Genomic DNA, 23,190 nt, shown 5'->3' on the forward strand with positions numbered 1-23,190 from the left:
GGCGATATCACAGCCACCGCCGCGCACGACTTTGTTCATTTTATCACAAGGTTCAAAGGAGTGACAAGTTTTTTTCCGCGTACAATTTTTATATCTCGTTTTCAATTATTCTCGTTTATTGTTCCCAATTCGCCCACACGATGTGCATAGCGCGCGCTCACCCACAGATTACAGTCCCTTTTTTGCCTCTGCCGGCGGAACTTCGGGGAGGAAGTGAACTTCTACACGGTGCTGTGCCTTGGCAGAAACCCATTCGGTCAGACGTGCGCGTGACGCGTCGTCCAGATCTGCTTGGAGATATACGAACGCGATGTGTGTTTCATGCAGCGCAGCCGCTTTATCTGCCGCAGGGGCTGGGGCGTACACACTCCCGACGGCGATGCGGGAGATTTGCGGAAATACAATGCGCGCCTCACGATTCCAGTCCAAGATGTAAGTCCCCTTCTTCTCGCTTTCCTCGCGGGCAGACTTGAGTGCGGTCACGGTCTGCTGTTCCTGCACGGTGGGAATGCCTCTTTTTTCAACCTCGCTGAGTCTGCGCTCGATCATCGCCTCCATCTTTTCCCGCTCTTCCACCGTTTCCGCAGAAAAGACCTCCAGCTGGAATGTCCTGAGGTGTTTCTTTTCATGCAGCTTTTCCGTCAATGCCGCCAAGTCGTCCTCCGGTATTCCGGCAATCGTAAATACCGTCAGCATTTTCTTCTCGTTGTCCAACGTGTAGGAGATGGCCAGACGGGGCGGCACTTTGAAATTCTCTTCGATATATCTCTTCGCCTGCTCGTTCTCCAGATTTTCCTGCACGCTCTGATACGCAAAGAAGCAGCTGGGCAAGGTGACAAGTATGGCAAATGTCAGCAAATAGCGTTTCTGTCTTGAAAATTCGACAGAATCCCGTGCAATCTTCGAGGGGATATCAATGATTTTGAGAACAACAAATGCCGTTAGACAGATAAAGAAGCTGTTGATAAAGAACAGGTAGAGAGCGCCCACGGTGTACGCCGTCACGCCCGTCGCAATCCCATACCCCGCAGTACAGAGAGGAGGCATCAGAGCCGTCGCAATCGCAACCCCCGGGATGACATTCCCGCCCTCTTTGCGGGTTACACCGATGATGCCCGCGAGACCGCCAAAGACCGCGATCAAAACATCCCAGATGGTCGGCGATGTCCGTGCAAGCAGTTCCGACGAGGGCGTATCAATCGGTGTGAGGGAAAAATAAAGCGTCGACGCGGCAACCGAAATGAACACTTGGGCGAACAGACTCCCTGCGCTGGAACGGATATATGTGCCGTCATAACGAGCAAGGCCATAGCCAACCCCAAGGATCGACCCCATCAGCGGAGAGATCAGCATCGCGCCGATGATGACGGCAGTGCTGTTCATATTGAGGCCGATGGAGGCAATGAAGATCGCCAATATCAGAACACTGAGATTCGTCCCCCGAAATCGCACGCCGGCGTTGATTCGCTCTGTAATTTCCTGGATCGAAGCAGTGTCGCCGCGCAAATCAAAAAAAGCTTTAAGCTGATTCAAAATCAAACAAAACATCTCCTAAAAAAGGCACTGCCGCACGAAAGAAACGTACAGCAACGCCCCAATGTCAGCTCCGCGCATGAATCGATACGATTGTTCCGCCCACAATTCGAACTTCGAGCGTGCTGCGGTTCTGCGCCAATCGGAGGGTCTATTTTATCAGCGATTCCTTAACGCACCGCTTCAAACTCTCCCCGTTTGTCGCGATCACATCCCTATACCACGCGAACGATTTCTTGCGGTAGCGCGTGAGCGACCCCGTCCCATCGTCATTGCGGTCGACGTAGATGAAGCCGTAGCGTTTTGACATCTCGGCCGTGGACGCGCTCACAAGGTCGATGCAGCCCCACGTCGTATAGCCCATGACGGGCACGCCGTCGGCGATTGCCTCCGCGACCTGCACGAGATGATCGTTCAGATAGTCGATGCGGTAGTCATCCGCGACCGTCCTGCCGCCCGCACCGTCCGCAACAAGCACATCCTTCGCCCCAAGGCCGTTCTCGACGATAAAGAGCGGCTTCTGCCAGCGGTCATAATAGCGATTGAGCACATAGCGCAGTCCCTGCGGGTCGATCTGCCAGCCCCACTCACTCGCCTTGAGATACGGATTCTTTTTCCCGCCGAGGAGGTTTCCGCCGCCCGCCGTTCCGCCCACGCCCTCGCAGATGCTGACGTAGTAGCTGAACGAGACGAAGTCCACCGTGTGCTCCCGCAGCAGCTGCAGCTCCTCCTGTGTCGCACGGATCTCGATGCCGTTCTCGCGGAAGTAGCGCTTCATATAGCCGGGGTAAATGCCGCGCACGTGCATATCGCCGAAGAAGTCGTTGAAATGCTCCGCCCGCATGACGGCGATCATGTCGTCGGGCGCGGGAGTCAGCGGATAGGTCGGCATCGCGAGGATCATGCAGCCGATCTGTGCCTCCGGGATGATCTCATGCCCGATCTTCGTCGCAAGTGCCGAGGCGACGAACTCATGGTGACACGCCTGATAGAGGTCTTGGAGGGACAGCTCCGACTTCGGTGTCAGTATCCCGCCCGAGAGCAGCGGCTCATGGAGTACGGAGTTGATCTCGTTGAACGTCAGCCAGTATTTCACCTTGGTGCGGTAGCGCGTGAAAATCGTCCGCACATAGCACTCGTAGAAGCCAATGAGGTCGTGACTCATCCAGCCGTTGTACGTTTTCGTGAGGTGGAGCGGTGTCTCGTAGTGCGAGATCGTCACAAGCGGTTCGATGCCGTATTTCCGGCACTCGTCGAAGAGATCGTCATAGAACTGCAGCCCCGCCTCGTTCGACTCGGCATCGTCCCCGTTCGGGTAGATGCGGCTCCACGCAATCGACGTGCGAAAGACCTTGAACCCCATCTCGGCAAAGAGGGCGATGTCCTCCTTATACCGATGGTAGAAGTCAATCGCTGTGAGTTTCAGATTGTCCGCTGTCGGCTCCTCGGTCGGTGCGCCCGTGATGCCGCGCGGCATGATGTCCTGTATGTCGAGCCCCTTGCCGTCCGCATTGTACGCGCCCTCGCACTGGTTCGCTGCCACCGCGCCGCCCCAGAGAAAGCCCTTCGGAAATGCCATATCGTACTCCTTTGCCGCTCGGTGTCGGCGCGTGCCTGTATTATGCAATCTCGATGCCGTTGTCCTGCGCGAGCTTGCGGATGATCGGCACGGGCAGTTCTGCCGCCTTTGCCGCCGTCTCAATATCGATTCCCGCACGCAGACAGTTCATCGCGACGCGGATCACGCCCTGCTTGCGCCCGCGGAACTCGCCCTCGCTGATGCCCTCCGCCTTGCCGGCCGCTTTACCCTTTTCCCATGCCGCCATAAGATCCGCCTCAAAAGCTGCACGCATTTCCTCCGCGCGCTGTGCGCTCATCGTCTGCACAAGCTCCTCCACCTTGACCTCACTCATTGTATACGCTCATCCTTTCTACCCACAGCTTATGCAAAGGAAACATGTGCGGTTCGGATTTCCTTTCCTTTCGCCACAATTTCCGTATGCGCATCACGGGGAGCAGATTTTTCCTGCACCGCAAGTTCTTCTTGAAACCAATCCTCCAAGGCATCGTATTCACGCTTGAAGTCAGGATCCTTCATCTTTTCTTTATGGTATTCCGCAAATGTCATCATGACGGATTCCTCCTTCGATAATCCTCTCGGTACTCTTTGGCACGCGCGATTTCCTGCGGCGGGGTCAGCTGCGTTTTCTTGACGAATCCATTCGTCAGAACTGCCGTATCACCAACGATAAAAAAGTACAGTACGCGTGTGATATTCCCACCAAAGGAAATGCGTAGCTCCATAATCCCATCCGTGAGTTCCTTAGAGTGCGGTGCGCGAAGTTGATGTCCTTTCACTTCCAGTAAGCGAATGGTACGCGAAACCTTCGCATACATCTTCGCATCAAGGGAGTCCAAGAATTCCACGATGGGGATTGTTCCATCCTCTTTCTCGTAGAAGACGATGTTCATCGATATTCCCCCAGTGTTTCTTTCTATCGGAATTATACCACAGAGTGCAATTCTGTTGCAATAAAGCAAAACCGTCCCCCGCAGGGAACGGCTTCCAAATATATCCTTATTTCTTCCGATAAATAATCGGGCTGCGCACGAGGTACTCAAAGGGTGCGCTGAGGCAGTGGACGAGGCGCGTGAACGGGAAGAGGAACGCGACTGCCATCCACGAGAACATATGGATACGGAACATGAGCGGCACATTCTCCATGTAGTCGATCTCGGGGCTGAGTGCGAGAACCGAGCGGAACCACGGCGAAATCGTCTCGCGGTAGTCGAACCCGCCCTGCACGGCGTTCAGCGTCGTGGACGCGCAGCCCGTGAAAATCGCAAGGAAGAGGAACAAATAGAGCCACTTGTCCATCGTCGACGTGTTGACCGCCATACGATCCTTGCCGAAACGGCGGATGAGGAGCAGGACAAAGCCTCCGAAGAAGAGGATACCCGCAGGTGCTCCGCCGCCGAGCGCAATCATGTGGTAGAGGTGCTCGTCGATGCCCGCCGCCTCGGTCATGAACTTCGGGATGAGCACGCCGATGACGTGTCCGCCAAATGCCATGACGAGACCGAGGTGGAACATGGGACCCGCGATCTTCAGGTCGCTCTTGGAGAGGAACTGACTCGACTTCGTCGTCCAGTTCCGCTCAGAGACAGTGTAGCGCACAATCGTCCCCACGATGAGGAACGTGAACGCGATGTAGGGGAGTATGCCCCATGCGAACTGTTTCATCATGCTGTCCTCCCTTCGAGAGCGGATGCCTCCGTGAGCACGACATCGAGGAGAAACGCATAGGGCAGCTTCGCCTCGATCAGACGGTCACGCAGCAGCTCCAGTTTCGGCTGAATCTCATGCAGAATGTGCAGAGACGTGCGCTCGGGCACGGCCGCCGCGAGCTCGAGGAGTGCGGGCAGATAGTCCGGCAGTTCGCGTTCGAGGTCATAACCCGCATCGAGGAAGAGCTGCTTGTAGCGCAGCATCTCCTCGGACTGCTTGCCGAAATCCGTGCGGTTATGCGTCGTGAGGTAGAGGTTCGTGTTCTGCGAAAAGTCAAAGGCGCGCACATAGGCATCCTCGAACTCCTGCCGCTCGGTCTCGCCGATGTAGCCGAAGAATTCCTCGAACACCTCACGCGACTGCGGACGCTCGACATCCGCGACCGCCGCCGCGTGCGTCGGTACGCCCTCCCACCAATCCGCCGAGGGGTACTCGAACAGATAGGAGGTGAGGAGGAGCGGTGTCTGTATGCGATTCGTCTCCATCAGCAGCACCCCCCGGGGCAGGCATAGCCGACCGAGCCCTGCAGCTCGCGCAGCTTCTCATGCGTCACATCCTGAAGCCCTGCGGGGATGTTGAAACGCTCGCGGCGTTTCGCAAGCCCGAGGAGACGGTACATCGCCTCGTAGGTTTCCACATCGTGCGTCAGATTCGCAGGCAGAGCATCGCCCGTCTGCTTTGCACGCATGACGGCACGCAGCTCGAGGAGGACGTGCAGCACGCGCTCGATCGCCGCCTCGTCGCCCGCCGTGAGGAGCTGTGCGAGGTAGGCGACAGGGATGCGCATCTCCGCCGCACCAGGGAAGAATACTTCCTCCTCGACGCGCCGCGCAATCGGGCTGAGGGGCGGGACGTACCAGACATTCGGCAGCGTGCGGTACTCCGGATGGAGCGGGAACGCGAGCTGCCACTCGGCGATCAGCTTGTGTGCGGGCGAGTTCTGTGCCGCACGCATCCAGCGGTCGGGGATGCCCGCCTCCTTTGCTGCCTTGACCACCGCAGGGTCGTTCGGGTCGCAGAGCGCACCGAGATACGCCTTATAGATGTCCTTCGGATCGGGAGTGGATGCCGCCGCCTTGACCTTGTCCGCATCGTAGAGCAGGACACCGATATAGCGCATACGGCCGACACAGCCGTCACTGCACACGGTCGGCAGACCGTTCTCCAGACGCGGGAAGCAGAACGTGCATTTTTCCGCCTTGTTCGTCTCCCAGTTGTAGTAGATTTTTTTATAGGGACACGACGGAACGCAGTGCCGCCAGCCGCGGCAGCCGTCCTGCGAGATGAGCACCACGCCGTCCTCGTCGCGCTTGTAGATCGCGCCCGAGGGGCACGCCGCAACGCACGCGGGGTTGAGACAGTGGTTGCAGAGACGCGGCAGGTGCTTCATGAAGATGTCGTGGAACTCGAGCGTGATCTCCTGTCCGATCTTCGCGAGGTTGTAGTCCTTGCGTGCGGACGCGCCGTCGGCGAGGTCGTCCTCCCAGTTCGGCCCCCACTTGATCTCCATGCGCTTCTGTGTAATCAGCGAACGCGGACGCGCCACGGGCTGATGGTTGCGCCGCTTCGTGTGAATCAGCGTCTCGTAGTCGTACGTCCACGGCTCGTAGTAGTCGTCCATCTCGGGCTGCTGCGGATGGTAGAACAGCTTTGCAAGACGCGTCGTCATGCCGCCCGTCTTGAGTCCGAGCTCGCCGTCACGCAGCTCCCAGCCGCCCTTCCATTTCTCCTGATTCTCCCACTGCTTCGGGTAGCCGATGCCGGGCTTGGTCTCGACGTTGTTGAAATACATATACTCCGCGCCGCGCCGGTTCGTCCAGACGTTCTTGCAGAGGATGGAGCACGTATGACAGCCGATGCACTTGTCGAGATTCATGACCATCGCAATCTGTGCTTTAATCTTCAAGCCAATCTACCTCCTCCATGCGCCGCACGACAACGTACGAGTCGCGCTGATTGCCCGTCGGGCCGTAGTAGTTGAAACCGTAGCTAAGCTGCCCGTAGCCGCCGATGAGGTGGGTGGGCTTGATGTGGATGTGGGTCGGCGTGTTGTGCGTACCCGCGCGCGTGCCCGAGATCTTCGAGCCCGGCACATTGATGTGGCGATCCTGCGCGTGGTGCATAAAGACCGCTCCGTGCGGGATACGCGGCGAGACGACGACGCGCGAAGCGACGACACCGTTGCGGTTGTACAGTTCGATCCAGTCGTTGTCCTTCACGCCGATCTCCGCCGCATCCTTCTCGCTCATCCAGACGCTCTGTCCGCCACGAAACATCGTGAGCATCTGCTGCGCGTCGAAGTACATGCTGTGCGTGCTCCACTTGTTGTGCGGCGTGAGGTACTTCAGCGTGATTTCCTTCTGCGTACCGTTGAGCGACTTGTTCATCGGACGGAAGTCGAGGATCGGGCGGTAGACCGCCTGTGCCTCGCCGAACTCGCGCATGACCTCGTGATCCATGTAGAAATGCTGGCGCCCCGTGAGCGTACGGAACGGGATCAGCTCCTCCACGTTGTTCGTAAAGGGCGTATAGCGGCGGTTCTGATTGCTGCCCGTAAAGGTCGGCGCGGTGATCGTCTCACGCGGCTGCGCGATGACCTGATCGTAGGTGAACCGCTCGTCCTCGCGATCCTTTGCGAGCTTCACGAGGTTGTCGAGACCCGTGCGCTTCTCCACCGCCTCCCATGCGCGGACTGCCGTGCGTCCGCAGGTCGTCGGCGAGAGCCCGAGCACTGCCTCGATCGCCTGACGTGCCTCGTAGATCGAGGGGCAGCCGTAGGACACATAGTCCTTGTTCTGAATGATACCGTTGCGCTGACGAATCTCCTCGTAGTCCTCCGCCGAGTCCCACGTATTGCCGTGGCTCGCCGTCTTGCCGCCCGCATTCGGGCCGAGCGCGATCCACTTCTCATAGAGCTTCGTGTAGTCAATCGTGTTCGAGGCAATGTTGGGCATGGTCTTGCCGGGGACCGGCTCGCACTCGCCCTTGCTCCAGTCGCGCACGATGCCGTCCGGCTGCGCCAGCTCCGCCTCGCTGTCGTGCCCGAGCGGGGTCGCAGCGATGTTCGTGTACGGCGTGAGCTTTGCGTCCTTTGCGACCTCAGACACTGCCTGTGCCAGTGTGCGGTAGATGTCCCAGTCCGTCCGTGACTCCCAGAGCGGATCGACCGCCGGCTGGAAGGGGTGGACAAACGGGTGCATATCCGTCGAGGAGAGGTCGGTCTTCTCGTACCATGTCGCCGTCGGCAGCACGATATCGGAGTAAAGCGCGTTGCCCGCCATGCGGAAATCGAGCGAAACGAGGAGGTCGAGCTTGCCCTCGAGCGCGCCGCCCGGCTGCATGAGCTCCTCCTTCTCGCGCCACTTCACCTCCTGCGGGCGCGTCGCACAGTCCTCCTCCTGGAAGATGCTGTTCTCCGTGCCGAGGAGATACTTGAGGAAGTAGTCATTGCCTTTCGCGGACGAGCCGAGCAGGTTACACCGCCAGACAAAGAGGTTGCGCGGGAAATTCTCCGGTGCATCGGGGTCTTCCCATGCGAACTTCAGGCTCTTGTCCTTCAGGCTCTTGACGATGTATTCCTTGATACCGTCCGCGCCCTCGAAGCCCGCCGCCTTTGCATCCGCAGCGAGGTCGTTCGAGCCACGGTTGAACGTCGGGTAGGACGGAGCCCAGCCCAGACGCGCCGCGAGCACGGCATAGTCCGCCGCGTGATTGTAGCGTGCGTTCTCGTTCGCCGCCGTCAGTGCGTCCGTCTGGATCTCGTCGCTGCGCCACTGGTCGGTGGCGAAGTAGTAGAACGAGGTGGAGTTGAGCAGCTTCGGCGGTGCCTGCCAGTCCGTGCCCGTCATGATGCGCGCCCAGCCCTCGTTCGGACGGAGCTTCTCCTGCCCGACGTAGTGCGCCCAACCGCCGCCGTTGCGCCCCTCGCAGCCCGTGAAGAGCAGGAGGTTGATAATCGTGCGGTAGACCGCGTCCGCGTGGAACCAGTGGTTGATGCCGCCGCCCATGATGATCATGGTTCTGCCGTTCGTCTTGATGGCGTTGTCCGCGATCTCGCGTGCCGTCTTGATGACGAGATCGGGCGAAATGCCCGTGTACTTCTCCTGCCATGCGGGCGTATACGGCGTGTCGTCCTCGTACGAGCCTGCGCTCTCGCCGCCGATGCCGCGATCAATCGCATAGTTCGCGAGCGTGAGATCGTAGACCGTCGTGACGAGCACCTCGCCGTCCGCCGTCTTGATGCTGCGCACAGGCAGAGCACGCGTCAGTGTGCGCTCCCTGCGGTCGTTGCCGAAGTACGGCAGCTCGACCTCAACCGTCCCCGTCTTGTCGTCCCAGACGGAGAGACGCGGGCAGATCTCCGCGCCCGTGTCGCGGTTCTCCTCGCGGATGTTCCACTTCTCCTGCGTCGACCAACGCTCGCCGAGCGTGCCGTTCGGAATGACGATCTCGCCCGTCTTGTCATCTACGACGTAGTAGCGGAAGTCCGCGTGCTTCTCCGCGCGTCCCATGTCGCGCGAGGAGAGCATACGCCCGGGGATGTACGTGCCGTCCGCTTTCTTCTCGATGCGCACGAGGAACGGGAAGTCCGTATACTTCCGCGTGTACTCAAGGAAGAACGGCGTTGTTTGATCAACGTAGTATTCTTTGAGAATGACGTGCCCCATCGCCATCGCCATCGCCGAGTCGCTGCCCACCTTGAGCGGGATCCACGTGTCCGCGAACATCGAGGACTCGGCGTAGTCGGGCGCAATCGACACGACCTTTGTGCCCTTGTAGCGCACCTCTGCCATAAAATGCGCGTCCGGCGTGCGCGTCATGGGGATGTTCGAGCCCCACGTGATGAGGTAGCCCGCGTTGTACCAGTCGCTCGACTCGGGCACATCCGTCTGCTCGCCCCAGATCTGCGGGCTCGCGGGCGGCAGATCGGCGTACCAGTCGTAGAACGAGAGCCCGACGCCGCCCATGAGCTGCATGAAGCGGATGCCCGCCGCATAGCTCAGCATCGACATTGCAGGGATGACGGAAAAACCGAAGATGCGGTCGGATCCGTAGGTATACGCCGTGTAGAGCACGGAGGCGGCGATCAGCTCGCTGACCTCCTGCCAGTTCGAGCGCACAAAGCCGCCCATACCGCGTGCCTGCTTGTACTGCTTCTTCTTTGCGGGATCGGAGGCGATGCTCTTCCATGCCTCGTACGCGTTCGGATGCGCCGCACGCGCCGCACGCCAAAGAGCCGCGAGTTCCCCGCGCATATACGGGTACTTCACGCGGTGCGGGCTATAGAGATACCACGAGAACGTCGTCCCGCGCGGACAGCCGCGCGGCTCGAAGTCCGGCATATCCGGCGCCGTCTCCGGATAGTCGGTCGCCTGATTCTCCCACGCCACAATGCCGTTCTTGACGTGGACGTTCCAGCTGCACGAGCCCGTGCAGTTGACCCCGTGCGTCGTGCGGACCGTCTTGTCGAACGACCAGCGGTCGCGGTACATGTTCTCCCATGTGCGCCCGCCCTCGTGCGTCTCATTGTGACCGTCTGCGGATTTCGACGTCGGAATCAGATACTTGAACTTTTGAAAGATACTGCTCACGCCTTCACCCCTCCATTATGTTGGCTTTCATTGAAAAGGCTTATAGATACGATATAATCTTACTATACCGCTTCGGGCGTGGATGTGAGCAATATCACAGTTCTATAAAATTTTATAATTGAAAACTATTCTTGTGATTAGATTTGGCTATCGTCGTGTGTTCCCACATGCAGCGCATAAAACAAGGCGCATATCCTCAAAGAGAATACACGCCATAATCATTCGGGCATAGAAAAACGCCCCCGCATAGAAATGCAGAGGCGTCGGTGCAGAACAAGCAATTATTTGGCAGGCGTCCGATTCTCCTGCATCTCTCGGATTTCCCCTGTCATACTGGCGGCGTGTGGTTCGGACGAAATTTACGGAAGCACTGATAAATTCAGCACTGTCGTATGAGACAATCCGCCCGATTGTACCGCCTCGTAAGAAATGTTACGATAGAGTGAATAAATCAACAATACAAAGGGGCTGTGCTATGCAGGTACAAGTCAATATAAAGCGCATCGGCAAGCGCAGGAATGCGATTGAAACGCGCCCCTACGAGATCGGGGAGGTGCACGATGTCGGCGGGCTGGTTACGGCGTTCGTCACGGCGGAGGTCGCACGCTTCAATGCACGGGCGGAGGTCGGGGGAAACGGCCCCCCGCTATCTGACGAGCGAGGAGCTCGCGGATGCCGCCATGGTGAACGTCCTGCCCGTCCACAGCCAGCATCGCGGACGTCTCTTCCTGCCGTTCCTCGGCGAGGATCCCAAGACAGCAGAGATCCTATCGAAGATTATCCTCTTTGCGGAGGACGGGAAAATCAAGGATCCGTTCATCTTGGAGCAGATCCGACGCTAAGGAAACACTGATAAATCCAGCTGCGCAATCTGACAGACTTCATTTTATCAGTGATTCCCTAAATCCGATCGTCTGACGGTGGGGTGTTGTACGAAATTTTTAGATTCGTACAACAGCCCCCGCCGCGAGACGAATCACCTGCACAAAAAAAACCGCAGAAAACTCAATCGGTCATTCCACCGACTCAGCTTCCTGCGGTTTTCGTTTGCAGTTCTATGCAGTTGCTCAGAATTGTGTCCTCCGTACGTACTACGCCGATGCCGCATCGGCATCGGTCACGGGACGGTGTCCGCCCAGCTCGACGATGTACGGATCGCCGAACAGCTCACGCGTCGCGTCGCTGTGGATATCCTCCTCCAACGAGCGCAGCGAACGTGCAAGCGATGCGATGTCGAGCTCGTACGCCTCACCGCCCATGCTGTGCAGCTGCCGAATCTCCTCCCGATAGGCGAGCCGCTGTGCACGCATCCCCTCGATGAGATCGTCATCCTTCGCGGGATAAATTGCCGCTGCACGCACCATCGCGTGGATCGGAATCCGTTTTGCCGGATCGTCGAGCACTGCTGCGAGCGATATGACTGCCATGACAGCCACCTCATTTCCTTATGAGTTTCTCCACCGTACGCTTGCGTTGCACGGCTTGTTCCATGACATTTCCTTTGTCCATATTTATTATAAAAAATTTCTTTCTCCTTGAACATAGTTCTTTCTTCCCATTTTCTCTTTTCTACCCCAAAATAACATTTTTTTATTTTTTCAATATAAAATTTATATGCTCTTATTTTTCAAAACGCTATTGAAATTCATTCTCTTGTGTGCTATATTATCTACAGGCTTTCGTTTGAAGCAGTATCCCGTGGAAGGGATACCGTTTCCAGAGCTCTCCTAAAATATAATACACAGCAAAAACACCCCGCAGCTGCTCATTGCGGGGTGTTTTTGTGAATGCTTTTCCGTGCAGTGCCGTTCACTGCACACCGTCTTCGTGCGGGAGCTTGCAGTCGCGCCCCTTGATGTGCTCGTAAAGCCAACGCGCAAGGAAATCGAGGATGTTCAGCAGATATTCCTGCTGGTTCTCATCGACGGTCTCCAAGTCGATCTCGCCGACCTTTTTCATAAAGCGCAGGTGCAGCGCACGATGACTGAAGCGGTGCGGGTCACCGACACGCGTGGCATACGCCTCCTCGCTCTCGAAATGCGTTCCGGCATATGCCGCAAGCTCTTGTATGATGGCAACGATCTTGTCATATTTATCCGCCGCCTCGCTCTCCATCACGAGTTCGTAGCACTCGTTCGCGAGATCGAACAGTTTGCCGTGCTGCGCGTCCACGGTCGCTATCCCGGTCAAGTAATCCTCGGTGAACATATACTTCATGGTATTTCGGCTCGCTTTCCCTCGTCCCGTCTCGGATCGCCATAATGTTTCAGCAGGCAGTCTTCCGGTGCGCCTTCCGTCGCAGCTGCCCACGCCCCGCGCAACGGGACGTGGGGCGCTGCGTGCCGGACTGTGCTCTTCCTTTATTTTGTCGTACCAGCATCCTCTTCCTTTGGAATACGGCAATCCATGACCTTGATGTGTCCGTAGAGCCAGCGTGCGAGGAAGTCAAGGATGCCGAGCAGATGCTCCTGCTGGTTTTCATCGATATCGTCAAGGTCGATCTCACTGAGTTTCTGGATGAAGCGCAGATGCTGATACCGCTCGCTGAAACGCCGCTCGTATTGGATGCGCTCCATGTACTCTTCCTCGTGGGCAAAATGCGTCGCCGCATAGCTGCGCAGTTCCTCGAGAAGCTCAACGATCTTGTCGAAGCGGTCAATCGCCTCATCGTCCATCACAAGTTCATAGCACTCGTTCGCCAGGTCAAAGAGTTTGCCATGCTCCTGGTCAATCATATCAATGCCTGTCAAATATTCCTTGGTAAGTTCATATTTCATACTGTCTTTCTCCCTTCAGTCAGTTCCAACCTTGAAGTTCCCAATATCGCTCCGCCGCATCGACAAACGAATAAAAACCGTGTTCGCGCACGGGATCCGTGCAGATGCGCACGAGCTTCCAGTGCCCGTTCTCCTGCCGCGCAAGCTCCATCGTAAGAGAGCCCTCGGGCAGAAGCCGTCCATAGGCACTGTCGTCACCGCGCACGATGCAGACGATGGCCGCACGGTCGCCCGAAAGCACAGCCGGCTCCATGCTGACGCTATAGTGCGCGGCAAAGGCACGCAGTTCATCCGAGCCCCAGCGCGCATTGCCCTCCGCCTTCGTCACGGGCACGCGCTCCGCGTCGAAGTAGTAGGTCAGCACCATGCGTGCCATATCGATGTACTCCGTACGATGATCCGCCATGTAGTCCCGCATAAAGGCACTGTCGTGACGGAAGAACCAGTCGTGCGGATGACGCTCGTGGAGCGCGGCGATGTTGTCCGCGAGAAGTGTACTCACATCTTCGTGCATGGTGGTGAGCACGGCATCCTCATCGACGTATTCGTCAAAGAGCTTCCGATCCTCGGTGAGGACGGCACGCGCAATCTGATGGAGTGCCGCCTCGGGCGTGCGGTCACGATGATAGCAGTAGCCCGTGTACGCGCCGCCAATGAGGGCGGCGGCAAGAAACAGAATCGCGCCGAGGCGCAGGCTACGAGGCATAGATCTCCCTCCCGTTACTCTTTAGGAAGCGCGGACTTCAGGAAGCACTGATAAATTCAGCACTGCCATCTTGACGCATCTTTTTTGCCCGCACTGTGCCCTAGAATCCTCCACATAGCCCTCGCTATGCGTCCGGTTTGCCTCCTTGTTCGGACGAAAAATCTACGCCAATCTGACAGACTTCATTTTATCAGCGATTCCTTTCTTCTCTCAGGATGCGCACGTGCCGTTCCGCCTGCTGTGCGACATATGCAAAATGCGTGCGCAGATACGCATCGACGTGCTCGCCAATGTACTTCTTGCCCATAAGATCGGGGTGCAGGCCGTCGGTCGTGTACTCCGCCTCGAGCTCACCGCCCGCATCCGCGAGAACGGTGGAGACGTCGAGGCTGTGCTCCTGCTCCATGACCCATTTGTTGATGTAGTCGCGATGCGCCCACCAATCGGACGGCGGTGTCGTGATCGTCATGCGTGCGGCCATCATCGTCGGGCGGATGGGGGTTGCCGTCAGAAAGATCGGCGTAATGCCATGTGCCCTGCATTTCTCGCGCAGGGCGGCGAGATTGCGCACGCTCTCTGCGCCGTAGATGCCGACGCGGTAATCGTTGACTCCTCCCATGATGATGAGGACGCGCGGCGAAAAGGGCAGGACGTCGCGCTCGAACCGCGCGAGCATCGCCGCCGTCGTATCTCCGCTGTGTCCGAGATTTTTCACAGGAACGCTGCAGTAACTCTCCCAGTTGTAAAGGGTGTCGGCGGGCGATACAGTAATCGCGCCGCCGCCGTGCGTAATGCTGTCCCCGAGTGCGGCAATCGGCGTGCGGTCGGCAACCGTGAACGGCCCCGCCGCCGACCACTCCGAGATCGGCGTCCCCGCCTCCGTTGTTCCGCGCACGCGGAAGAAATACGTCCCCGCCTGCGTAAACGGCTCGTCATCGTAGACATCGTACTCGCCCGCCTGCAGCGTATGGAGATAGATGTCGCGCCCACCCGCGCGGCGATAGACCTCGACCTCGTGATGCTTCTGTCCGCTCAGCGGAATCCACGCATAGACGGGATAGAGCGGTGCATACGCCATATCGCCGAACTTCGTCGTCAATACGGGTGCGGCGGGGTTCGCCGTCTCACTGCCGACGGGACGCGGTGCGGACTCTGCCGCGATCGGCGTGCCGTCGTAGCCGAGCGGCTGCACCGTCCAGTAGAGGCCGTCTGCACCGCCATACGAGACGAGCGGCACATGAAGCCCCGTCGTATAGACGCGGTTCATCGTGCCCAGTGTCTTCATTTTCCCGTGTGCATCCGCCCGCAGAACCCGCACGGCATAGCGCACCGCCGCAGGAACGGGCTGCCAGTGCAGGAGAACGGAGGAGAGTTGCTCCTCCTGCTGCGCCTCTGCAGGATGCACGCGCTCCGTCTGCGCCGTGATCTCCTTCATGGCACGCTCCGCTCCTCCTGTGTTCTTCTGCGACGCGTGGCGCGGCGCAGCTTGTTTCGCCGCACCTGCGGGTACGGAACTCAGCACCATACAAACGGCAAGAAGTCCCCCGATGCTCCGCCGGAACATTCCCACCTGCATTTAGTCCTCGTCCATCGTCCGAATGTACTCTTCGCCGATGGCTTCGCGCGTCGCCGCAAGGGTCGGGGCGAGCAGTGTGCGTGCCTCCTCTGCGGTCGGTGCCGCCGCCGTGACGCGCACGAGACAGCCGTCCTCCTTCGCGTAGGTCGCAACGGAGGGGTTCTCGCCGTCCACGAGTGCACCGAGGCGATCGGCAACGGGCGACTCACCAACGGGCAGCCCCTTTTCCGCCATGGAGTAGAGCTTGATGTTCATGGAGACAAAAACCTTGTCACTTTTCCCGCGCAGGAACACGTCGCACGCCGTCTCGAACATCGGTCTCATCTCCTTCGGCGGGCCGGGGAGCATGATGCACGCGCGGCCGTCCTTCTCGATGATGATGCCGGGCGCAGTGCCGTGGTCATTCTGGAGCACCGTTGCACCCGAGGGGACGGTCGCCTGCTTGCGCATACTCTCCGTGAGAGCGACACCGCGCTTTGCCGCACGTTCCTCCAGACGACGCAGTGCCTCCATGTCCTCGACGGGTGTGCAGCCGAAGTAGGAGATGAGCATTTCCTTCGTCAGGTCGTCCTTCGTCGGGCCAAGCCCGCCCGTGGTGATGACGCAGTCTGCGCGCGTGTATGCGATGTCGAGCGCGGCGCGCAGCCGCTCCGGATTGTCGCCGACGACGGTCTGATAGTATGCATCCAGTCCCATGTGCGCGAGCGCACGCGCGATGTGCTGTGCATTCGTGTTGACGATGCTGCCCATGAGCAGCTCCGTGCCTACACTGATGATTTCAACGATCATGTAATACTCCTTTGTAACCGATAGGACTTCTACAGTATTTTACTATAAAAGTCCTATATAGAAAAGGTAATTTCATGTTTTTTGTCGAAAATATTTATGAAGACCACATCCTTATGGGTGCTCCACGCAAACACCTCGATTTTTTTATTAAGGAATCGCTGTCCGCATTCTTCCGTAACTTTTATCACAGCCACCTGTTATCATTACTTTTGACAAAACTCCATTCTAATGATACGTTATGATAGAATACCACGCGATACTGAAAACATAGGGGAAGAACTACGTTGAAACAAATCATTCTGAATGCGGACGATTTCGGACGGCACACGCTCATCAACCGCGCGGTCGAGCGCGGTGTCGCGGATGGCATTCTGCGCTCGGCGACACTGATGCCCGGCGGCACGGCATTCGACGATGCGGCGGCACTTGCCGCACGTACGCCCGCACTCGGCGTCGGCATCCACCTGACGCTCGTGAACGGCACCCCCGTTCTGCCGCCCGCTGAGATCCCGTCGCTCGTGACGGAGGCGGGGGTCTTCGTGGACGATCACACGGCATTTGCCGTGCGGCTTCTGCGCGGGGCGGTCAACCTCAGCGAGGTGCGTGCGGAGCTCGCCGCGCAGCTGCGGCGCGTCGAGGCGGCGGGGATTCATCCGACGCACGCAGACAGTCACCAGCATATGCACGTCCTGCCGGGGGTCTTGGGCATTGCACTCGATCTCTGTCGTGCGGCAGGCATCCCCGCGATGCGTGCACCGCGTGCGCCGCTCTTTGCAGGGAGCTTCGGCGGCATCGGACAGCTCATCGGACGCACGGGGCTTGCCGTGCTCGCCCGCCGCGCGGCGGCAAAAGCGCAGCGATGCAGCATCCGCGTACCCGATCACTTCGCCGGCATCGTCGCGGGCGAGGCGGTCGATACAGCAACGCTCACGCAGGTTGCATCTTCGCTCAGAGACGGTGTAACCGAGGTGATGCTCCACCCCGGCACGGACAATGCTGTACTGATCCGTGACTGCCTCTGGGATCACGATTTCGAGGCGGAGCTTTCCGCCCTCTGCGCCCCCACCGTACGCGATGCGCTCACCGCAGCGGGCGCGGAGATCGTCAATTTTCGCATCTATGGAAACTAGGAGGGACGCATGGACAAGATCACCATCATCGTCCCCTGCTATAACGAGGCGGAGGTCATCGGGCATTTCTACGACGAGGTGACTGCGGCGACGGCGGGGATTGCGGACTGCTCGTTTTCCTATCTCTTTATCGACGATGGCAGCCGTGACCACACCCTCGCGGAGATTCGCGCACTCGCAGAGGCGCACGCGAACGTCCGCTACATCAGCTTTACGCGCAATTTTGGCAAAGAGCCCGCGATGATGGCAGGGCTGGACTACGCGGACGGGGACGCGGTCATCCTGATGGACGCCGATCTCCAGCACCCGCCCGCACTCATCCCTGAGATGGTCGCGCATTGGCGCGCGGGCTACGACGATGTCTGCGGCAAACGCACGGACCGCACGGACGAAACATGGTTCAAGCGCACGATGGCAAACCTGTTCTACCGCTCGATGCAGGCGGTCAGCCGCTTCGCGCTCCAACGTGATGTGGGCGATTTTCGCCTGCTCGACCATCGCTGCGTGGCGGCACTGCGCCTTCTGCGCGAGAATCAGCGGTTTACGAAGGGGCTTTTCACATGGGTCGGCTTCAAGAAAAAGGAGATTCCGTTTCAGGTGCAGCCGCGGGCGGCGGGCAGCACGACGTGGAGTTATCCCGCGCTGCTGTCTCTGGCGATCGAGGGCATCACCTCATTTACCACCGCACCGCTGCGCCTGACGACGGTGCTCGGGCTGATGGTCTCGGCACTCGCGCTCTGCTATATGCTCGTCGTGCTCGTGGACGCGCTCGTCTACGGCGACCCCGTCGCGGGCTATCCGACGCTCATGACGGTGCTGCTCTTTCTCGGCGGCGTGCAGCTGCTCTCGCTCGGCATCATCGGCGAGTATCTCGGACGCGTCTTCACGGAGAGCAAACAGCGGCCGTCGTATCTCATCGACGAGCGGGACGGGGAAAAATTTGACTATGCACGAAATGACAGGGAGGTGCGGTAATGCGTGCGGATGTCCTACGCACGGGATTAGCGGCGACGGCAATGTTTGCATTTATGCTTGCGCTGAATCACTGGATGCCCATTCACCGCGACGACTATGACTACGCGATGGTGTGGAAGACGGGCGCACACCTCACATCGCTCTCGGATGTCGCGGTGTCCGGCGTACAGCACTATCTGCTCCACGGAGGGCGCACGGTGACGGTGTTCTGTCTGCAGATCTTCCTCTGGCTCGGGAAAACGGCGTTTGACATCGCAAACGCACTCATGTTCCTCGCGCTCGTCGTACTCGTGACGATGCACGCGCGGCGTGCGCTCACATTCCGGCACGCGCCGGGGCTGTTTGCGACGGCGGGGCTCCTCCTCTGGCTCTCCCTCCCGCACTTCGGCGAGGTCGCAGTCTGGAAGAGCGGCTCGACCGTCTATCTCTGGTCGGCAGTGCCCGCCTTCCTCTTTCTCCTGCCGTACAATCTCGCGCTGAAAAACGCTGCGACGGAGAGGAGTGGGCGACGCACAGGGGCGATTCTCCCGATGTTCCTGCTCGGCATTCTCGCGGGCTGGTCGATCGAAAATCTCGCCGTGACGGTCGTTGTTACGGCATTTGGCACAGCTCTATATCTGCGGAAGCGACACGGCTTTCTCCCCGCATGGATGCTCGCGGGTGCGCTGGGTGCGCTCACAGGGCTCATCGGGCTCGTCGCCGCGCCCGGCAACTACGTCCGCTACGATGTGCAGGGGGCGGACAAGGGAATCCTCGCCCACATTGGCAATCAGTTCGCGGGGCAGGGCGAGATGCTGCTCTATCTCCTGCCCGTTCTGCTGCTCATCCTGACCGCGTGGCGGCTCTATCGCCGTGCAGAGGCACACATGGATGCTGCTCCCGTCGAGCGCATGGGGGTGGGAACGATGGTGCTCGCCGCCGTCCTCGTCCTGCTCGTCCTCTCCTATTTCACGGGTGGGTGGGTCGCAGCGGGCATCCGTGATGCCGTCATCGGCGGCATTCTCACCCCGCTCGGTCATACCAAGCCGGAGACCATTCACCTTTTTACGAATCTCATGAACGGCTTCGAGGAGATGGCAATCTACTGGTTCGCGATCCTTCTTTTTTATGCACGTATCAAGCGGCAGCTCGGACTGACCGCCTCCGCCGTCCGCACGGCGGCAGAATGCGTCCCCATGTCTGCGGTACTGCGCCGCCATCCCGCCGCACGCTATGCGGCATTCCTCATGGGGCTCGCCGTCTGCAACAACCTCGTGATGCTCGCCGCGCCCACCTTCCCGGGGCGTGCGACCTTCAGCTCTGCGGCGATGTTCGTTGCGGCGGCACTCGCCCTTCTCGGTGATTCTGCCGTCATGACGGCACTCGGCACTGCCGCACGGCGCACGCTCTGTGCTGCCGCCCTCCTCATCTTCGCCTACACAGGCACGGCGGCACTCCTCATCACGCAGGAGATGCACGCGGCGGATGCGGCACGCATCGCACAGATCGAAGATGCCCGCGCACGCGGAGAGACGGTGGTACATTTCGCCCCCATCACGAACATGAACCGTGCCCTGCGCCACGTCTACTACGAGGACTGGGACAACAACGTCACAAAGGAAGGCGCGATGGAGTACTTCGGTCTGACGGATGTCGTGGTGAAAAAATGACATTTCGCCGCGTCTGTGCTACAATGTTTTACACCATCTCTCGACATGCGTTTCACAGACGGACGATACTCCTAAGCGAACCCTAGTGAAGCAAGTGCGTAAAGCGTGCGACTCGCCCCCGGCGTACTTCTTTCGTTCAAGCGAAGCGCGTTTAAGAAGTGCGCCGGTATTTAGGCGAACAAGCACGCGATCACTTGCGCAACTAAGCGTTCGCGTGGAGTAAGCCCGTCAAGAAACGCTCCCAAAAACACGATCATTATTTGAAAGGAGCTGCATACATCCTTGGACAGTTCCCTATCCGATCTTTTCGCACTCATCCTGCTCATCGTCTGCCTCTCGGCGAACGCCTACTTCGCGCAGGTCGAGACCGCGCTCACCGCCTCCCATCGCGGGCGGCTCGAACGTCTTGCCGAGGGCGGCGACAAGGAAGCAGCACAGGCACTTTCCCTGCTGGAGCACCCTGCGCCGCCTCTTGCCATGGCGCAGGCGGGTGTCACCTGCACCAGTCTCCTCATGGGGCTTGGCATCGGCCTCCTCGTCGCGCCGACCTTCGGCAGGTTTCTCGCAAAGCTCCTCCCCGGCATGGAGGTCTTTGCTGCCGCCCTCGTGCTCAGCATCCTCGTCATGACCGCGCTCACCCTGCTCTTCGGCGACTTCCTGCCCAAGCAGATTGCCCTGCAGAACCCCGAGGGTATCCTCATGCGCAGCCACCGCAGCATTCGTCTGGTCACACGGCTCACGGCATTGCCGAGCGCGGCACTCGTCTCTGTCTCACGCGGGCTTCTGCTCCTCGTCGGTATCAGCCCCGAGAGCCGTGCCTCCGCCACGGAGGACGCGGTCAAGGATCTCATGGAGCAGGGCACGGAGGACGGCACATTTGAAAAGGCGGAGCAGGACATGGTCGACCGCATCTTCCACATGAGCGACCAGACCGCCTCCGCCCTCATGACCCCACGCACACAGATCGCGTGGATCGACCTCGCGGAATCCCGCGCGGAGCAGCTTCGCGTCATTCGCGGCGCAGAACACGACGTATTCCCCGTCGCATACGAGAACCTCGACGATTTTCGCGGGGTCGTCTACGTCAAGGAACTGCTTGACGCCGTCTTGGGCGGCGCGGAACTCAACCTCGCCGACTACATCCGCAAGCCACTCTTCGTCCCACGCACGATGGAGGGACTGCGCGTCCTCGAAAAATTCCGTACGGGTGCAATCCACGAAGCGGTCGTCCTCGACGAGTACGGTGGTGTCGTCGGTTTCATCACCATGGACGACATCATGGAGGAAATCATCGGCAGCGCGGACGACGATGCACCCGCCAGCACACGCACGGGCGCAGAGGAGACGGCGAACTGGGTCTTTGACGGCCTCTTTCCCATCGACGAATTCAAAGAGGAGTTTGGCACAGGCGAGCTCCCCGATGAGGATCACGACCATTTCCACACCCTCGGCGGCTTCGTCACCGCCCAGATCGGCCGCATCCCCAAGGTCGGCGAGACCTGCGTATGGGACGCGTACACTTTTGAGGTGCTCCGCATGGATCGCGCACGCGTCGCCCAGATCCGCATGACGCGGACGGAAGCACCACCCGAAGAATAAAGGAACAACATAGAGGGAGAAACACCATGAACGAACGCATCTACAACTTCAACCCCGGCCCCGCCGTCCTGCCCGAGGACGTTCTGAGAGAGGTACAGGCAGAGCTCCTGAACTTTCGCGGCACAGGCATGTCCATCCTTGAGATCAGCCACCGCGCCCCCGCCTACGACGAAGTCCACCGGCAGACAAAGGCGGACATCAAGGAGCTCATGGGGCTCGGCGACGACTACGACGTCGTCTTCACCGCCGGTGGCGCGAGCCAGACCTTCGCACTCATCCCGCTGAACTTCGCCACCGAGTCACACCCCGGCAGCTATATGCTCTCGGGCAGCTTCTCCCAAAAGGCATACGAGGAGGCCGTCAAACTCGGTGTCGGCACCGTCGCCGCATCGACGAAGGAGGAGAACTACGTCCGCGTCCCGCGTCAGGACGAGCTGAACATCGCCCCCGATGCCGCCTACCTCCACCTCTGCCTCAACAACACCATCTACGGCACCGAGTACCACTACACACCGCAGACGAACGGCGTCCCCCTCTTTGCCGATATGTCCTCCGACATCCTCTCGCGTCCATGGGACTTCGGCAGCTATGACTTCATCTATGCGGGCGTGCAGAAAAACCTCGGTCCTGCGGGCGTCGTCCTCAACGTCGCAAAGAAGAAACTCCTCGAAAGCAGCCCCGCCGAGCTCCCGACCATGCTGCGCTACAGCACCTTCCAAAAGAACGACTCCCTCTACAACACCCCGCCCGTCTTCGCCATCTACATGGTCGGCAAAACCGTCCGCTGGATCAAGGAACACGGCGGGCTCGCTGCAATGGGCGAGGCGAATGCGCAGAAAGCCGCCCTCCTCTACGATGCCATCGACGCATCGGGCGGATTCTATCGCGGGCACGCAGAGAAGGACAGCCGCTCGCGCATGAACGTCACCTTCCGACTGCCGAGCGAATCCCTCGAAAAGGATTTCGTCGCCGCTGCCAAAGAACAGGGACTTGCAGGTATCAAGGGACACCGCAGCGTCGGCGGTATGCGTGCCTCCATCTACAACGCCATGCCGCTCGCAGGGGTCGAGAAGCTCGCAGACTTTATGGCAGAGTTCCGTAAGAAACACTGATTTTGATTGCACACACAAAAGCGCGGCCGACACGCCGCGCTTTTGTGCGTTTGGAAATACTCGCCAAAGTGCTATTTTGACGATAATGATGTTGTATAAATAAAGTTGACAACTTCTTCGCAAGGATTTTAGGGAATCGCTGATAAAATGAAGTCCGTCAGATTGGCGCAGACTTCAACGCACATGGAGCATCGGTCAGAACGCCCAGTAGCCGTGCGCGCTGCCGGTATAGCCGTAACGCTTGCCCTGCCAGCCCGTCAAGTGCAGTTCGTACGAGAAGCGGCTGCCCGGCGGAGCGAAGCGATAGCCCGCCTCGATCATCGCACTCCCGCCGCGCAGCGACGGGCCCGGGACATCAAATCCCTCGTACGACGCGCCCGCTTTGCCGCTGAGCTCGTACTCCCACGCGAGCCCCGCATAGACTTCGCTCTTTGCACTGTCCTTGTGCGTGTATGTGAAGCCAA

Annotated in this window: 21 protein-coding genes and 1 pseudogene; 6 read left to right on the top strand and 16 right to left on the bottom strand. The window is 59.1% G+C overall.

Features of this window, described 5'->3' with window-relative positions; all coding sequences use genetic code 11:
* Positions 1 to 168: 168 nt before the first annotated feature.
* The 9 genes from ACO6BQ_RS03745 to ACO6BQ_RS03785 form a co-directional block, all read right to left on the bottom strand.
* Positions 169 to 1,548, bottom strand: coding sequence for a DUF389 domain-containing protein (locus ACO6BQ_RS03745; protein WP_489119580.1), 1,380 nt, complete (start codon positions 1,546 to 1,548; stop codon positions 169 to 171).
* Positions 1,549 to 1,684: 136 nt separating this feature from the next.
* Positions 1,685 to 3,112 carry a glycoside hydrolase family 1 protein gene (locus tag ACO6BQ_RS03750; protein ID WP_489119581.1) on the bottom strand — a complete coding sequence of 476 codons (1,428 nt, stop codon included), beginning with the start codon at positions 3,110 to 3,112 and terminating at the stop codon, positions 1,685 to 1,687.
* A 40-nt stretch (positions 3,113 to 3,152) separates the two neighbouring features.
* Complete coding sequence (locus ACO6BQ_RS03755; RefSeq protein ID WP_489119582.1) at positions 3,153 to 3,446, bottom strand: hypothetical protein; 294 nt, start codon at positions 3,444 to 3,446, stop codon at positions 3,153 to 3,155.
* Positions 3,447 to 3,475: 29 nt separating this feature from the next.
* Complete coding sequence (locus ACO6BQ_RS03760; protein WP_199820978.1) at positions 3,476 to 3,664, bottom strand: hypothetical protein; 189 nt, start codon at positions 3,662 to 3,664, stop codon at positions 3,476 to 3,478.
* Entirely contained in the window at positions 3,661 to 4,005 is a 345-nt protein-coding gene (locus ACO6BQ_RS03765) for a type II toxin-antitoxin system RelE/ParE family toxin (RefSeq protein ID WP_489119583.1), read from the bottom strand. Before ACO6BQ_RS03765 ends, ACO6BQ_RS03760 begins: the two co-directional genes overlap by 4 nt.
* A 106-nt stretch (positions 4,006 to 4,111) precedes the next feature.
* Positions 4,112 to 4,777: a respiratory nitrate reductase subunit gamma gene (gene narI, locus ACO6BQ_RS03770; RefSeq protein ID WP_185980382.1), complete on the bottom strand. Its 666-nt coding sequence runs from the start codon at positions 4,775 to 4,777 to the stop codon at positions 4,112 to 4,114.
* A complete protein-coding gene (gene narJ, locus ACO6BQ_RS03775) occupies positions 4,777 to 5,307 on the bottom strand; it encodes a nitrate reductase molybdenum cofactor assembly chaperone (RefSeq protein ID WP_489119584.1) in 531 nt (176 codons plus the stop codon). Before narJ ends, narI begins: the two co-directional genes overlap by 1 nt.
* On the bottom strand, positions 5,307 to 6,728 hold the full coding sequence (narH, locus tag ACO6BQ_RS03780) for a nitrate reductase subunit beta (RefSeq protein WP_489119585.1): 1,422 nt from the start codon (positions 6,726 to 6,728) through the stop codon (positions 5,307 to 5,309). The genes narJ and narH overlap by 1 nt, the downstream gene beginning before the upstream one ends.
* Positions 6,718 to 10,413 carry a nitrate reductase subunit alpha gene (locus tag ACO6BQ_RS03785; protein WP_489119586.1) on the bottom strand — a complete coding sequence of 1,232 codons (3,696 nt, stop codon included), beginning with the start codon at positions 10,411 to 10,413 and terminating at the stop codon, positions 6,718 to 6,720. Before ACO6BQ_RS03785 ends, narH begins: the two co-directional genes overlap by 11 nt.
* A gap of 611 nt (positions 10,414 to 11,024) precedes the next feature.
* Here ACO6BQ_RS03785 and ACO6BQ_RS03790 point away from each other — a divergent pair.
* On the top strand, positions 11,025 to 11,255 hold the full coding sequence (locus tag ACO6BQ_RS03790) for a DUF7737 domain-containing protein (protein ID WP_489119587.1): 231 nt from the start codon (positions 11,025 to 11,027) through the stop codon (positions 11,253 to 11,255).
* Positions 11,256 to 11,504: 249 nt separating this feature from the next.
* Here the strand turns inward: ACO6BQ_RS03790 and ACO6BQ_RS03795 are convergent, their stop codons facing one another.
* The 6 genes from ACO6BQ_RS03795 to ACO6BQ_RS03820 form a co-directional block, all read right to left on the bottom strand.
* Positions 11,505 to 11,840, bottom strand: coding sequence for a hypothetical protein (locus tag ACO6BQ_RS03795; RefSeq protein ID WP_489119588.1), 336 nt, complete (start codon positions 11,838 to 11,840; stop codon positions 11,505 to 11,507).
* Positions 11,841 to 12,222: 382 nt separating this feature from the next.
* A complete protein-coding gene (locus ACO6BQ_RS03800) occupies positions 12,223 to 12,630 on the bottom strand; it encodes a bacteriohemerythrin (RefSeq protein ID WP_489119589.1) in 408 nt (135 codons plus the stop codon).
* A gap of 143 nt (positions 12,631 to 12,773) precedes the next feature.
* Positions 12,774 to 13,190 (bottom strand): bacteriohemerythrin, encoded by a 417-nt coding sequence (locus tag ACO6BQ_RS03805; RefSeq protein ID WP_489119590.1) that lies wholly within the window; start codon positions 13,188 to 13,190, stop codon positions 12,774 to 12,776.
* Between the two features lie 19 nt (positions 13,191 to 13,209).
* Entirely contained in the window at positions 13,210 to 13,896 is a 687-nt protein-coding gene (locus tag ACO6BQ_RS03810) for a hypothetical protein (RefSeq protein ID WP_489119591.1), read from the bottom strand.
* Between the two features lie 190 nt (positions 13,897 to 14,086).
* A complete protein-coding gene (locus ACO6BQ_RS03815) occupies positions 14,087 to 15,472 on the bottom strand; it encodes an SGNH/GDSL hydrolase family protein (RefSeq protein WP_489119592.1) in 1,386 nt (461 codons plus the stop codon).
* Complete coding sequence (locus tag ACO6BQ_RS03820) at positions 15,473 to 16,261, bottom strand: molybdopterin-binding protein (RefSeq protein WP_489119593.1); 789 nt, start codon at positions 16,259 to 16,261, stop codon at positions 15,473 to 15,475. It lies immediately after the preceding gene.
* A 284-nt stretch (positions 16,262 to 16,545) separates the two neighbouring features.
* On the opposite strand from ACO6BQ_RS03820, the gene ACO6BQ_RS03825 reads away from it, so the two are divergent.
* The 5 genes from ACO6BQ_RS03825 (at position 16,546) to serC (ending at position 22,726) form a co-directional block, all read left to right on the top strand.
* Complete coding sequence (locus ACO6BQ_RS03825) at positions 16,546 to 17,391, top strand: ChbG/HpnK family deacetylase (RefSeq protein ID WP_489119594.1); 846 nt, start codon at positions 16,546 to 16,548, stop codon at positions 17,389 to 17,391.
* Positions 17,392 to 17,400: 9 nt separating this feature from the next.
* Entirely contained in the window at positions 17,401 to 18,366 is a 966-nt protein-coding gene (locus ACO6BQ_RS03830; protein WP_489119595.1) for a glycosyltransferase family 2 protein, read from the top strand.
* Positions 18,366 to 20,015: a DUF3329 domain-containing protein gene (locus tag ACO6BQ_RS03835; protein WP_489119596.1), complete on the top strand. Its 1,650-nt coding sequence runs from the start codon at positions 18,366 to 18,368 to the stop codon at positions 20,013 to 20,015. Before ACO6BQ_RS03830 ends, ACO6BQ_RS03835 begins: the two co-directional genes overlap by 1 nt.
* 282 nt (positions 20,016 to 20,297) lie before the next feature.
* Complete coding sequence (locus tag ACO6BQ_RS03840; RefSeq protein ID WP_489119597.1) at positions 20,298 to 21,614, top strand: hemolysin family protein; 1,317 nt, start codon at positions 20,298 to 20,300, stop codon at positions 21,612 to 21,614.
* Positions 21,615 to 21,640: 26 nt separating this feature from the next.
* A complete protein-coding gene (gene serC, locus ACO6BQ_RS03845; protein WP_489119598.1) occupies positions 21,641 to 22,726 on the top strand; it encodes a 3-phosphoserine/phosphohydroxythreonine transaminase in 1,086 nt (361 codons plus the stop codon).
* A gap of 195 nt (positions 22,727 to 22,921) precedes the next feature.
* Here serC and ACO6BQ_RS03850 read toward each other — a convergent pair.
* Positions 22,922 to 23,190, bottom strand: a pseudogene (locus tag ACO6BQ_RS03850) (autotransporter outer membrane beta-barrel domain-containing protein); the annotation flags it as partial.

The sequence above is a fragment of the Centipeda sp. (in: firmicutes) genome, from assembly GCF_057271695.1.

Coding starts and splice junctions, on each gene's coding strand:
- ACO6BQ_RS03820 (WP_489119593.1), bottom strand. CDS start 16,261: ATGATCGTTGAAATCATCAGTGTAGGCACGGAGCTGCTCATGGGCAGC.
- ACO6BQ_RS03755 (WP_489119582.1), bottom strand. CDS start 3,446: ATGAGTGAGGTCAAGGTGGAGGAGCTTGTGCAGACGATGAGCGCACAG.
- ACO6BQ_RS03760 (WP_199820978.1), bottom strand. CDS start 3,664: ATGATGACATTTGCGGAATACCATAAAGAAAAGATGAAGGATCCTGAC.
- ACO6BQ_RS03750 (WP_489119581.1), bottom strand. CDS start 3,112: ATGGCATTTCCGAAGGGCTTTCTCTGGGGCGGCGCGGTGGCAGCGAAC.
- ACO6BQ_RS03815 (WP_489119592.1), bottom strand. CDS start 15,472: ATGCAGGTGGGAATGTTCCGGCGGAGCATCGGGGGACTTCTTGCCGTT.
- ACO6BQ_RS03805 (WP_489119590.1), bottom strand. CDS start 13,190: ATGAAATATGAACTTACCAAGGAATATTTGACAGGCATTGATATGATT.
- ACO6BQ_RS03810 (WP_489119591.1), bottom strand. CDS start 13,896: ATGCCTCGTAGCCTGCGCCTCGGCGCGATTCTGTTTCTTGCCGCCGCC.
- ACO6BQ_RS03790 (WP_489119587.1), top strand. CDS start 11,025: ATGCACGGGCGGAGGTCGGGGGAAACGGCCCCCCGCTATCTGACGAGC.
- ACO6BQ_RS03765 (WP_489119583.1), bottom strand. CDS start 4,005: ATGAACATCGTCTTCTACGAGAAAGAGGATGGAACAATCCCCATCGTG.
- ACO6BQ_RS03830 (WP_489119595.1), top strand. CDS start 17,401: ATGGACAAGATCACCATCATCGTCCCCTGCTATAACGAGGCGGAGGTC.
- serC (WP_489119598.1), top strand. CDS start 21,641: ATGAACGAACGCATCTACAACTTCAACCCCGGCCCCGCCGTCCTGCCC.
- narI (WP_185980382.1), bottom strand. CDS start 4,777: ATGAAACAGTTCGCATGGGGCATACTCCCCTACATCGCGTTCACGTTC.
- ACO6BQ_RS03800 (WP_489119589.1), bottom strand. CDS start 12,630: ATGAAGTATATGTTCACCGAGGATTACTTGACCGGGATAGCGACCGTG.
- ACO6BQ_RS03795 (WP_489119588.1), bottom strand. CDS start 11,840: ATGGCAGTCATATCGCTCGCAGCAGTGCTCGACGATCCGGCAAAACGG.
- ACO6BQ_RS03745 (WP_489119580.1), bottom strand. CDS start 1,548: ATGTTTTGTTTGATTTTGAATCAGCTTAAAGCTTTTTTTGATTTGCGC.
- ACO6BQ_RS03835 (WP_489119596.1), top strand. CDS start 18,366: ATGCGTGCGGATGTCCTACGCACGGGATTAGCGGCGACGGCAATGTTT.
- narJ (WP_489119584.1), bottom strand. CDS start 5,307: ATGGAGACGAATCGCATACAGACACCGCTCCTCCTCACCTCCTATCTG.